This window comes from Actinomycetaceae bacterium MB13-C1-2, from assembly GCA_035621235.1.
Classification (GTDB): Bacteria; Actinomycetota; Actinomycetes; order Actinomycetales; family Actinomycetaceae; genus Scrofimicrobium.
In genome coordinates this window covers 1,813,877-1,826,026 of sequence record CP141731.1, presented here as the reverse complement: position 1 = coordinate 1,826,026, position 12,150 = coordinate 1,813,877, and the positions used below count along the sequence as shown (strand labels likewise).

Here is a 12,150-nt window from a genome sequence, read left to right as displayed (position 1 = left end):
ACCCTTAGTCACTTCTTATAAACCCAAGTTCGGCGGGTCTGAGTCCAGGAGACTACTCGCCCTTGACGTCAGTGTTTACCTGCTGCAGCAAACCCTGGAGGTGTTCAGAGATAGCCTTGCGGTAGTCACCCTCGAACTCGCGTAGCTGGTTGATGGACTCTTCCAGGCCACCCTGTTCCTGAGCGAGCTGCGAAAGAACCTCATCGCGCTGGGTATTTGCCCCGGCAACGATTTCCTCGGCCTTGGTGTTTGCCTCACCAATAATCCGCTGCGCTTCAGCCTTGCCGTCATCGATGTACTCATCGTGCAGACGTTGAGCAAGAGATAGCATTGAAGTAGCTGTTTGAGGATCGTCAACCGGTGCAGGAGCGAGTGCCTCTACCGCCTGCGGGGCTTCTGGAGCGCTCTCTGGTTCGGGCTCAACGATCGGTTCGGGAGCTTCCTCAACGACCGTCTCCTCAACCGCGACGACCGGGGCTTCTGGAGCCACCGCGACGCCGGAGGACATCTCCTCAATCCGCTCACCAGCGGCCGCAAGCTGCTCTTTCAGTTCGTTGTTCTCAACCGTCAGGCTGTAGATGGTAGCTACAACCTCATCAAGGAACTCATCAACCTCAATCTGGTCGTATCCCTCGCGGAACTTGACGGACTGGAATTTCTTATTCAGTACGTCGTCTGCGGTAAGCAGCGCCATGGTGGTCACCTCTACTTTGTGTCTCTAGGTTCCGAAGCTCCGTTGGCTTCACCGGTCTAGCGTTTCGGCTGGGACCGGATTCCATGGGACTCCGAGATCAGGTTCAGCCTCCTAGATCATATCGCAGGAAGCCATCTGTCTATGCAACTTTAACCACAAGTGCCACAGCAAGTACATTTGTCCACGCGATTACGGGTCAGAGTCGTGCACTCAATCGCACGGTGTCTATCCGAGATACTGAAGAAACTGTCCGAAACGTCCCACTACCGTGACTGCCAAGAAGACAACCAAGAAGCCAACGTCTAGGGCAACATTTCCAAGCCTCAGCGGGGGAATATACTTCCTCATCCAAATAAGGGGCGGGTCCGTGAGGCGATAGACCCAGTCGGCAATTCGAAGAACAGCATCTGAAGGAATCCAACGCGGAGCCAGGATCCTGGCCCAGTCAAAGCCAACTCGGGCCAGTAGGACGAGCACATACAGCGACGACGCCCACTGAAGAATCGAACCGATTATTACTAGTACCACTCAGGTCCCTTGGGTTTTAGGACCGCCAGAGACAACTCCTCTGACGGAAACCAATTATCATCCGAACATCGCGGAAGAGGTGGAACTTCCGCTTGAGGTGACCTCGACAGTGCGAGGCGAAAGCAAAAACACCCTAGAGGTCACTCGTTCGATATTACCCTGCAACCCAAAGACAAGACCCGCGGCAAAGTCAACCACGCGCCTAGCTTCCGAATCGGGAAGATCACTTAAGTTCATAATTACCGGAATCCCAGAGCGGAACGCCTCGCCGATTGCGCGTGCATCCGCATAGCTCTCCGGATGAATCGTCGATATCCGGCGGAGTGAACCAGCCGGGGTGGACGAGACAGAATGGAACTCGGGGCGATGCTCAGTCCTTGGTCCGTCTACGTCACCGCCGGGGAGCGACTGCAGGGTGAATTCTCTGGCGCCTTCTTCCGCGAACCCATCGACATCCTCATAGTCGTCGTTCTCGACCGGTACGCGCCATCCCATGAGCTCCATCGCACGGTTGAATCGCTCCGCCATCATGTCCCCTTGGTCTAGTGTTTTTTGGTCGCCTTGTCTTCCCGGCGTTGCCTCTAAAGTTAGTGCAACCCCGTGCCTGAACCGGCGAAGCCGGGCGGCATGTTGCGGCTCAGCGCAAGAAGTCTGGAATGTCCAAATCTGACTGTGAGTCGTCCTCGAAAATCCTTGGTACCACGAACCCGGGTTCCGACTCGCCCTTGGATACCGACTGCTCAGCCTCGTCTAGATCAATCATCCGAACCGCTCCGGTTCGCGTCGGAACCTCCGGTTCGGCCCGATGAAGAGGCGCCGTACGAGGAGTCCTTGATGCGCTCATCCAGTCGCCTTCGGTCGGCAGTTCGGCCGGCGGAGCGGCAACCGGCGCCTGCACCCTCGGTTGGTCGACGGACTCAGTCTTCGTCTGCCCTGCACGAGGTTGACTGGCGGGCTGCGGCGTAACAACATCAAATCCGGCACCAATCACCGTCACTCGAAGTTCATCACCCAGTGCGTCATCGATCACGGCGCCGACTATCACGTTCGCCTCGGGGTGCGCGGCCTCACGAACCAGTGTAGCTGCGTGGTCAATCTCGTGGATTCCCATGTCAGGACCACCCTGGAAAAAGATTAGAACTCCGTGGGCACCATCGATTGAAGCCTCAAGAAGCGGCGAAGAAATCGCTTCCTCAACCGCTCGCAGAGCGCGATCTTCCCCGGAAGCATTACCCATCCCCATCAGCGCTGATCCGGCGTCCTTCATAACCGACTTGACATCGTTAAAGTCAACGTTAATCAGGCCTGGAATAGTAATCAGCTCAGTGATTCCTTGAACGCCAGAGTAGAGGACCTGATCGGCTGCCATGAACGCATCGAGGATGGACAGTGTCTGATCTGAAACCTCAAGCAGACGTTCATTCGGGATGATTATGAGCGTGTCAACCTCATCGCGAAGGGCAGCAATCCCCGCCTCAGCCTGTTGAGAGCGACGGCTTCCTTCAAACGCGAACGGGCGCGTGACAACACCAACGGTCAGCGCGCCGCCTTCGCGGGCAATACGCGCAACTGTGGGAGCTCCACCAGTTCCGGTGCCACCACCTTCACCGGCCGTCACGAAAACCATATCTGCGCCGCTGATAGCGTCAGAAATTTCCTCGACGTGGTCCTCTGCTGCTTTACGACCGACAGCAGGATCGGCGCCCGCACCGAGACCCTTGGTGATCTCACGACCGATATCCAGCTTGGTGTCAGCATCGGACATCAACAGCGCCTGAGCGTCGGTGTTTATCGCAATGAACTCGACGCCCTTCATCCCGGACTCGATCATGCGGTTGACAGCGTTTACTCCGCCTCCCCCGACGCCGACGACCTTGATGACGGCTAGATGGTTCTGTGGTGCGGCCACTGGTACCCCCGGATGCTAGAACTCTAAAGCTAAAGTTGAAGGTTGCATTTTCTGTTTACGTTAGCGCCTAGAGGTTATTGGGGGTTCGGTCAGCGATCCGGAAGGTCGTCCGGTGTGTCGCAACAGAGAGCAATAACCGCCTCAAAAACTGCTCCCCGTGTCCCGCGCGCAGACTCGTTTCCTAGATCGCGCGACGAGTCGGCACATCGAAAGCAAGATGCGCAAAGGATTCTCTGGGGCAAGTCAAGCAAGGGCACTGCCGTGAGGTGCTGACTCGGACGTGAGAGAGGGACCGAATTCACGACGCGAAACACCAGAGACCGGTTGCGGATTCTATCGGGTTGACGGATAGGCCGGATCCATCACGTTATAGATGCTCGCTTCGCGCCCGGCAATCAGTACCTCAAGGACTTGGCTCTTGACGTCGCTCAAATCGGTTGTGCCCCAAAGGATCTCAGCACCACCGGTAGTCTGCATCGTGATGTCTGCTCCATTCACGTTGATGACGGAAACTTGGTCTCGCAGACCCTGGGAAAGAGATCCCCAGACCTCGGCGGCCTCGACAGCCTCCCGAGTAACTCCATCGGTTCCATACCCCGAAAGCACCACCGTCGGAACACCCGGGTAGGGATCGGTAACCTGCCCGAGCGAAACACCGTCAGGTCCAAGCAGGTCGAATCCTTCCTCAAGTCTCTGCATCATTGATGGGACTCTTGGGATGACCTCAACTGACAGTCCCCTGGGCCACGCGCGAGAGACCGTCACTTGGTCAACGTTTGGGTTCTTCATAATCTCAGACTCAAGCGTGTCCAGGGGAACACGAAGTAGTGGTGTTCCCTCATACACATCGGTCGATGAGGCGATGGTTTCGAGAGTGGAATCCGGCGAGTAGGCGGTATCCGCCCCGGTAACCTCGACCGAGTCTGCCCTAAGGGCGAACGCCGGTGAGCCGAGGAGTAGCCAACCAATAAGAGCTATGAGGGCAACCACCCCTCCGGCGATGGCCCCGCGGACTAGCCAAAGCCGCCTTCCAGCACGCTTCTTCTCCGCGCGACGCTCATCAATGCTGGAAACCGAGCCTCCCGAACCGCCTCGTGTGGGAGGAATCAGCGGTTGTTTACTGCTCACAGACCGTAGCCGCCGTGTTTACTTGTCATCGGTGTCAAGCGGAGTTTCGGCCCAGCGCTTAAGCACCGTCGGCTCCTGCAAATAGATGTTGCCGCAACCCATCAGAATGCAAAGATCGCCCGCGCCGGTCAGATCCGCTCCCGTTCGAGCCGCGTTCACGGCCGGTCCGCCCAGAATCAGATTTGCTCCATCTGGAGCCAGGTCAACTATCAGGTCTGAGGTGATTCCAACACCCTGAGATGCGTCTTCTCTGGCTCCGTCTATGTCAGCGACCACGGCCGTGTCAGCAATTGCCAAAGCATCCGCAAACTCCTGTTTGAAAAACTTGGTTCGCGAATATAGATGCGGCTGAAAAACGACGATCACGTTGTTGTCTCCTGCAACCAACCTCGCCTGGCGAAGGGCCGTGGCGACCTCGGTTGGGTGGTGCGCGAAATCGTCTATCAGAGTGCGTCCTTGATCCACCCCGCAAACCTCGAAACGTCGCTCTGTCCCTCTGAAGGCGGCCAGTCCCTTTGCAGCGACTTCCGGGGCGACGCCCAGACTCAGACAGCATGCCCAAGCACCTGCGGCATTCACCAGGTTATGTTCTCCAGTTGCTACCAGTTCAAGAGAGGTATCGACTTCCCGGTAGCGGAGGGTCGCGACAGTTCCCTCGGTCCCCACCTCAGCATTAAGAATGCTCACGTCGGGTTCAACGAGCGAGCACTCGGGGCGGCCATACGTAAGGATCGTAATGTCTTCCCTGGCTCGCATCTTTAGTGCCAGTTCCACGCTCCCCCGGTCCTCGGCGCAGCACACAAGTGACCCCCCGGAGACGATGCGATCCGCGAACTGTCGGAAGATGTCATAAAAGGCTTCCGCCGTACCAAAACTGTCAAGATGGTCCGGCTCGATATTGGTGATCAGTTCTATCTGCGGGCTGTAGTTAAGGAAGGATCGGTCGGACTCGTCTGCCTCCGCAATAAAAACCTCAGTACCGCTTCTCGCACCGGTACCAACGCCGTCAATCGACGATCCAATCGCGAAGGAGGGATCCATTCCCGCCTCAAGCAGGGCGACAGCAATCATTGCTGAACTGGTTGTCTTACCGTGGGTTCCCGCCACCGCCACAAACGATTGATCGCGCGCCGCGAGCGCCAGCGCCTGCGAGCGGTGGATGATTTTCTGTCCCCGCTCCCTGGCTGCTATCAGTTCAACGTTGCCAGGTTTGATCGCTGATGAGAGAACCACCGTTGCGTCAACGTCGAATTCCTTAGCCCCGTGCGGTGTGTAGGCGTCGATTCCCATTCCCTGGAGTAGGTGCAACGTCTCAGAGTCGTCGCGGTCGGATCCGCTGACCCGGGCCCCTTGCACCTGAAGTAGCTCTGCGACAACGGACATTCCATGACCGCCGATCCCGATCATGTGGTACGAGGGATCAAGACCCACCTGTTGCTGTTCGGTCCGGGGTCCGTTTGAGTCATTCATGCTGCCATCTCAATCATCTTGACTAGGTTCTCGCCACCATCACCCGGGGACACCGAGCGTGACGCCTTCCCCATCGCCATAAGTCGGTCTGGGTTCCGGAGCAACGGCAACACAGTCTCCTTGAGCGTTGCGCCTCCAAAGTCCTGATCGTACACCAGCAGTGCGCCTCCAGCCCTGACCTGATCTGCGGCATTGAGCGCCTGTTCTCCGTTGCCTATTGGGAATGGTACGTAGAGGGCTGGCATTCCGATGGCGGTCAACTCCGAGACGGTCCCCGCACCGGAGCGGCAGACAACCAGGTCGGCACAGGCCATTGCCTGATCCATCTCGGTGATGTACTCGTGGACGAACCACGGCACGCTCACCGCAGGGTCCGAACTAGCCTTCTCGACCGCAGCCATCTTTCCCTTGCCCGTTACGTGGAGGATTTGGATATCAGGAGGGAGGTCGGGAGCTACCTCAATGACTGCGTTGTTCAGCCTCAACGCCCCGAGGGAGCCGCCGGTCACCAGCAGGGTCGGAAGATCCGGATCCATGCCGAAGTAACGCGCCGCTTCCTGTCGGGCGGTGCGGGTTCCCGCATCGGTCTGCCTGACCCGCGCCAGTTCCATGATTTCGGTCCGCAGTGGCATCCCGGTCACCTCGGTTCTACCGCTTTTCGCCCGCAGTGTCGTGCTGGGAAACGTAAGTGCGACTGCAGCGGCGAATCGTGCGCCCATCTTGTTTGCCCAGCCAGCCCTGACGTTCTGTTCGTGAATCACTACTGGAACGCCAAGCTTCCTCGCCGCGATGTATGCCGGGGCAGAAACATACCCCCCGTAACCAACCACGACATCTGCATCGTCAATAACCTTCATACAGCGGGTGACCGCTTCATGTAGCCTGCCGGGAACTGAGAACATCTGAAGCGATGGACGCCTTGGCATCGGTACCTTTGGAATCACCGCGAGCCTGAAGCCCTGCGAAGGCACCAGATCCGACTCAAGTCCCTCCTCGGTGCCCAAGACCACTACGCCGTGGCCACGCTCCCTAAGGACGTGTGCCGTTGCCAGTAATGGGTTTACGTGTCCGGCCGTTCCACCACCGGCGAGCACAACACGTAACGGCATCATTCAGCCTCCCTGTTCCCTGAAGCGACTGCCATGTCATATCTAGCAAAAGACAGCAGCACTCCAACCGATGTTGCAGTAAATAAGAAAGAAGAGCCGCCGTAGGACACCAGGGGGAACGGAACTCCGATCACGGGAACCAGCCCGATCACCGTACCGACATTGATCAATGCCTGGACCGCAAGCCAAACCCCTATTGCGCCAGATGCAACGCGAATGAACCCCGATGTCGTGTTGGCCGAAAGCTGGAATATTCCAAAGATCAAGGCTCCAAAGATTGCCAAGACTACGAGCGAGCCAAGCAATCCGAACTCCTCACCGATAATCGCGAAGATGAAGTCCGTATGTGCCTCTTGAAGATAGTTCCACTTCTCTCGCGAGGCGCCTGCACCAAGTCCGGTTAATCCTCCCGAACCCAGGGCCCATAGTCCGTGGTCGGTCTGTGTCGGAGCCGAAGTTGATGGCGGGGTCCCGTAGCCGGGAAGAAACTCAATGACTCGCCTGATTCTGGATGGGCTTATCGAGACCAGGAAAACCAGAGCCCCCACTCCTAGCACCCCGAGGTAACCCAACCATCTGCCCGGAATTCCTGCCATCCAAAGGGCACCAACAACGATCGCGACAAAGATCAGCATGGTGCCCATGTCCGCACCGACCATCACTGCGGCCATGGCGGCGAGAGAGGGGATTCCGGCCCAGACCAGGACTGCGCGCCAGTCGTTCACGTCGAGGAATTTTCCTGACAGTACCTTTGCGAGCACCAGGGCGGTCGCCAACTTCAGGAACTCTGATGGCTGAATCGTCTGACCGCCGGTGCCGGGAATCTCAATCCAGTTGGTGTTACCGCCCCTCGAAACGCCAAAGGGGATGAGCATCAGCTGAAGGGCCAGCGCGGCCAGAAATATCCAGAAGGACCATCGCTCCCACCACTTCGGCGGAACGAATGTCGCTACTGCCCCAAGAACCAGGGCAACGCACGCTATCAGGAGGGTCCGCAGGAAACTCTTGTACGGGTTTACTCCCTCCGCAATATTAGTGACAGAAGTGGCCGAAAAGCCCATCATCAGGCCGAACACGCCAAGTAGCAAAGCAGGGACCAAAATGAAGTAGAAGGTTTGTACCGCCGTAAGCGCCGGACCCGAGTCACTTGATCCGAACTGCAGTTTGGGCAACCGAAACCGCTTGCCTGCTGCCCGCGGGGTTTTTCGAGAGGATTGCGACGTCTGCTCAGGCATTCCTAAGACCCCTCCGCTACCTCAAGCTCTCTGATCGCCTCCGCAAAGGCATCACCCCGTTCACCGTAGCTGTTGAACTGGTCCCAAGAGGCACAGCCGGGGGCTAGCAATACCGTATCGCCGGGCACAGCTATTTCTGCGCAGGCGCGCACGGCGCTGCGCAACACTGACGCCCCATCCGGGCCGCTCCCCGCGACCGTCATCGCAGTCTTAGGAGCGTACGTGTCCCGGAGTGCAATGAGCGGCTCCGGATCCGCTCCGACCAGAACCAAAGCTTTGGCCTGTTTCGCAGCGAATTCAAAGACGGGCGAAAGATCCTGTCCCTTCGCATCGCCCCCGACAATCCAGATTAGTGTTCCAGGTTCTACGCTACGGGCGGCGGCCAGTGCGGCATGCACGTTCGTGGCCTTAGAATCATCGACCCAGCGAACGCCGTCAGAGGTCGGGACCGGCGCGCGCCGGTGGCCCTGAGGTACAAAGTCGGACAGTCCTTTTAGGACGTCCTTCGACGACACCCCAAAGGATCGTGCGAGGGCGGCTGCGGCAAGCGCGTCCCGAACCAGCGGATCACTCGCTGGGTTTGAAAGATCAGCGCTGGCCAGCAGCGGCACGTCAGCCAAATAGAACAGCACCTCGGCGCGGCCATCATCGGTGAACGCGCAATCAATCACTGCCCCATCCTTGACCCCGACAGCACCCTTTACGGCGGAACCAAATTTCAGTGATACCAGCCTTGACCCCTCTGAGTCAGTGCCGTTTTGAGCCATCTCTTCGGTCTCTGGTTCATCATCAAAGAAGATTCTGGCCCGGTCGACATGGTCGTAGACTCGCGACTTGGCCGCCGCGTAGCTCTTCCTGTCTCCATGCCAGTCGATATGGTCACTGTCAATATTCAGGCAGATGGCGGCGCTCGGCTCCAAATCCGGGGAAGTCGCCAACTGAAAGGACGATAGTTCAACCACCAAGACATCGGCGGGTTCCTGAATCGCCCGCGTAATTGGATAGCCGATATTCCCCACTTCTGGAGCCCGATACCCGGCGGCAGCCAGAATCGCGGCCGTCATCCCGACCGTGGTCGTCTTCCCATTAGTACCGGTGACGCAGAGCCATTTCGGTGCAACCTGCTCTCCCTCGCAGGTATGACTCAGATCCCAGGCGAGCTGTACCTCTCCGATGACCCGTATGCCCGCTGAAAGAGGAGCTTGGATCAGCGGTGAGTGCTCAGGGATTCCCGGTGATGCGACGACAAGTTCAGGGGCGTAATCCGTGACCTTTTTTGCCAAAGAGTCGGCACTCTCATCAACGACGACCTCGTAACCAGTTTCTAGGGGTGCCTGCGAAAAGACGGCAACTTCAAAACCGTGGGTCCGCAATAGTTCAGCGGAGGCCAGGCCGGAGATTCCGGCACCCAGGACTGCAGCGCGCCGACGTGAGGACGCGGAACTCGCAGAGATCATCAGAGCGCCGCAACCCACTCAAGGTAGAAAACTCCGACGCCTGCGAAGACGAGCAGCGCGGCGACAATCCAGAATCGAGTAACGATGGTTACTTCCTTCCACCCCTTCAACTCGAAGTGGTGGTGCAGGGGTGCCATGCGGAAAACCCGTTTGCCTCGCAGTTTGAAGGACCCGATCTGGATCACGTCAGACATCAAGATTACGAAGTAAAGGCCGCCGATCAGAATGGCGATGAACTCGGTGTGGGTCAGAATCGAGACGCCGGCAAAGACGCCTCCCAGAGCCAGAGCTCCCGTATCGCCCATGAAGATCTGAGCCGGTGAGGTGTTCCACCAGAGGAAACCGATTAGCGCCCCCACAACCGAAGCACAGACGATTGCTATTGCCAACGGGTCACGTGTGGCATAGCAGCCGACATACGGTTCAGAGACCCGCACGCACGACTGACTAAACTGCCAAAAGGCGATGAGCGTATATCCAGAAAAGGCAGCGATCGAAGCTCCCGTTGCCAACCCGTCCAGACCGTCCGTTAGGTTGACGGCATTTGACCACGCCGCAACCAGGAAGTTCACCCACAGTACGAAGAGAATGACCCCCAGGGCGATGCCAGCAAATGTCAGGTTGATCGACAGGGTGTTTGTGAACGAGATCCACATTGAACCGGGTGTAAGACCATCGGGGTTTGGATTCACCAGCGCAAGAATTGCAAAGGCCGTTCCAACTGCGATCTGACCCACTATCTTGGCCCAGGGGTGAAGGCCAAGGCTACGGTGCTTACTGATTTTGATGAAGTCGTCTAGGAATCCAATGAAACCTAGGCCCACCAGCAGCAGGATCAGGAGCCATGCCGAATACCTGGGCCAGCTCCCGTTGATCGCGGATCCCACGAACACCCCGACAACAATGGCAAGGATGATTACCAGACCGCCCATGGTCGGAGTCCCACGTTTGACATGGTGCGTGGTTGGTCCGTCCTGCCTGATGAACTGTCCATACTCGTGTTGGACCAAGTATTTGATGAGAATCGGAGTTCCCACAATGCTTACAACAAGAGCGATGGTAAACGCACCGATTACGCCGATCATGCCATCTCTGCTTTCGAGGAGAACTCATTCATTTGGACCAGTTCGTCTGCAACTTTCCAGGACCGCGAACCATTCGAACCTTTGACAAGGATAGTATCTCCTGATCGAAGTCTTCTCCGGAGCAGATCTGCCGCCTGGTCTGAGTCTTCAGCCCGCATCACAAGGACTCCGGGGGTCGCGTCGGGAACATAGGCTTTTGCAGGCCCGATAAGTACCAGCCCGGCGGGAGATACAGATAACGCCGCCTCCCCCACCTCCCGGTGAATCTCGTCGCTATCTGAGCCGAGCTCCAGCATCTCTCCAAGGACCATAAACAGTCGCCCATTACCCGCGAGCTGACGAGCCGTTTGGAAGGCGGCCTTCATCGAATCGGGGTTCGCGTTATAGGAGTCGTCAATTAGGCGGACCGAACAGTTCTGCCCCTCAAGTGGAATATCGAGAGCGCGAACATCCATTCGATGTGGAGAACCAGCCTCAAGACCGCTAATCAACGAGGTGACCCTGTCGAGGCCCAACTCGAGAACATGAGCGGCCGAAATGGCCGCTAGTGCGTTACTCACCTGGTGTCTCCCGACTAAGCCGAGCTGCAAGCGAGAGGTAAACGAATCGGTAGAAACATCGAAGCTGGCACGTCCGGCTTCATCGAACTCGATATTCTCTGCCCGCACATCGGCCCGCGCGATACCTTTGGCAGAAAACCAACATATGTGACCCGGGGCAACGCTACTCATCGGGACCACTCGGTCATCATCTAGGTTCAAAACAGCCGTGCCCGAGGGAAGGATTCCCTCTACCAGTTCCGCCTTTGCTTCGGCGAGGCCCTGCACCCCTCCAAAGCCTCCCAGGTGGGCGCGTCCCACCATAAGGACAACCCCGATATCAAGAGGAGCGATATTCGTCAGGTACCGCAACTCTCCCCTGGCAGACGCACCCATTTCTAGTACCAGGTAACGAGTCGCCTCATTAGCCTGAAGAATGGTCATGGGACAACCGACCTCGTTATTGAACGAGAGCTTAGGCCACACACTCGGCCCAAATCCAGAGAGAACCCTCCCGAGCAGGTCCTTGGTGGTCGTCTTTCCCGCCGAACCTGTGATGCCAATAACCTTGATGTCTGCGCTACGACGCAGATCAGCTAAGTGTGCCTTGGCGAGCCTACCGAGAGCGAAGGTAGCTTCGTCGACCACTATCTGAGCAACCGGTATCTCGGGTAGCTCGCGCTCTACGATAAGTAGAGACGCCCCACGCTCTACTGCAGATCTAGCGAAGTCGTGTCCGTCGGAGTTCTCGCCGATTCGAGCAACATATGTGCTCCCCACAGACACTTCGCGCGAGTCCGTAACCACGAGTGACAGATCGACCGACTGTTCAGGCTCTTCCATCCGCTCATTCGGGGTGAGGACCAAACTTCCTTCTGTAGCCTGTGCCACCCACTCAAGACTCCGTAGCATAACTCTCCCGTATTGACTGCCCCTCGGCCGGGTCAGTAATCCGACTCGTGGGCTCTGCTCCACTATTCCAGACCAGACCTTGAT

Annotated in this window: 11 protein-coding genes; all 11 read right to left on the bottom strand. The window is 57.6% G+C overall.

Going from position 1 to position 12,150, the window contains the following annotated elements; all coding sequences use genetic code 11:
• Positions 1 to 52 precede the first annotated feature (52 nt).
• The 11 genes from U6G28_07975 to murF all read right to left on the bottom strand — a co-directional run bounded on the left by U6G28_07975 (position 53) and on the right by murF (position 12,045).
• The gene (locus tag U6G28_07975; GenBank protein ID WRS29460.1) at positions 53 to 694 is read right to left on the bottom strand and encodes a DivIVA domain-containing protein; all 642 of its coding nucleotides are present in this window, start codon (positions 692 to 694) and stop codon (positions 53 to 55) included.
• A gap of 225 nt (positions 695 to 919) precedes the next feature.
• Positions 920 to 1,222, bottom strand: a complete 303-nt coding sequence (locus tag U6G28_07970; protein WRS29459.1) for a YggT family protein — start codon at positions 1,220 to 1,222, stop codon at positions 920 to 922.
• Between the two features lie 57 nt (positions 1,223 to 1,279).
• Positions 1,280 to 1,750: a cell division protein SepF gene (locus U6G28_07965; protein ID WRS31217.1), complete on the bottom strand. Its 471-nt coding sequence runs from the start codon at positions 1,748 to 1,750 to the stop codon at positions 1,280 to 1,282.
• Positions 1,751 to 1,859: 109 nt separating this feature from the next.
• Entirely contained in the window at positions 1,860 to 3,131 is a 1,272-nt protein-coding gene (gene ftsZ / locus U6G28_07960; protein ID WRS29458.1) for a cell division protein FtsZ, read from the bottom strand.
• A gap of 333 nt (positions 3,132 to 3,464) precedes the next feature.
• A complete protein-coding gene (locus tag U6G28_07955; GenBank protein WRS29457.1) occupies positions 3,465 to 4,259 on the bottom strand; it encodes an FtsQ-type POTRA domain-containing protein in 795 nt (264 codons plus the stop codon).
• An 18-nt stretch (positions 4,260 to 4,277) separates the two neighbouring features.
• Positions 4,278 to 5,729 (bottom strand): UDP-N-acetylmuramate--L-alanine ligase, encoded by a 1,452-nt coding sequence (murC, locus tag U6G28_07950; GenBank protein ID WRS29456.1) that lies wholly within the window; start codon positions 5,727 to 5,729, stop codon positions 4,278 to 4,280.
• Positions 5,726 to 6,841 (bottom strand): undecaprenyldiphospho-muramoylpentapeptide beta-N-acetylglucosaminyltransferase, encoded by a 1,116-nt coding sequence (gene murG, locus U6G28_07945; protein WRS29455.1) that lies wholly within the window; start codon positions 6,839 to 6,841, stop codon positions 5,726 to 5,728. The genes murC and murG overlap by 4 nt, the downstream gene beginning before the upstream one ends.
• Complete coding sequence (locus U6G28_07940) at positions 6,838 to 8,073, bottom strand: FtsW/RodA/SpoVE family cell cycle protein (GenBank protein WRS29454.1); 1,236 nt, start codon at positions 8,071 to 8,073, stop codon at positions 6,838 to 6,840. Before U6G28_07940 ends, murG begins: the two co-directional genes overlap by 4 nt.
• 2 nt (positions 8,074 to 8,075) lie before the next feature.
• Entirely contained in the window at positions 8,076 to 9,530 is a 1,455-nt protein-coding gene (gene murD, locus U6G28_07935) for a UDP-N-acetylmuramoyl-L-alanine--D-glutamate ligase (protein WRS29453.1), read from the bottom strand.
• Entirely contained in the window at positions 9,530 to 10,615 is a 1,086-nt protein-coding gene (gene mraY, locus U6G28_07930; protein ID WRS29452.1) for a phospho-N-acetylmuramoyl-pentapeptide-transferase, read from the bottom strand. The genes murD and mraY overlap by 1 nt, the downstream gene beginning before the upstream one ends.
• Complete coding sequence (gene murF / locus U6G28_07925) at positions 10,612 to 12,045, bottom strand: UDP-N-acetylmuramoyl-tripeptide--D-alanyl-D-alanine ligase (protein ID WRS29451.1); 1,434 nt, start codon at positions 12,043 to 12,045, stop codon at positions 10,612 to 10,614. The genes mraY and murF overlap by 4 nt, the downstream gene beginning before the upstream one ends.
• Between the last annotated feature and the right edge of the window lie 105 nt (positions 12,046 to 12,150).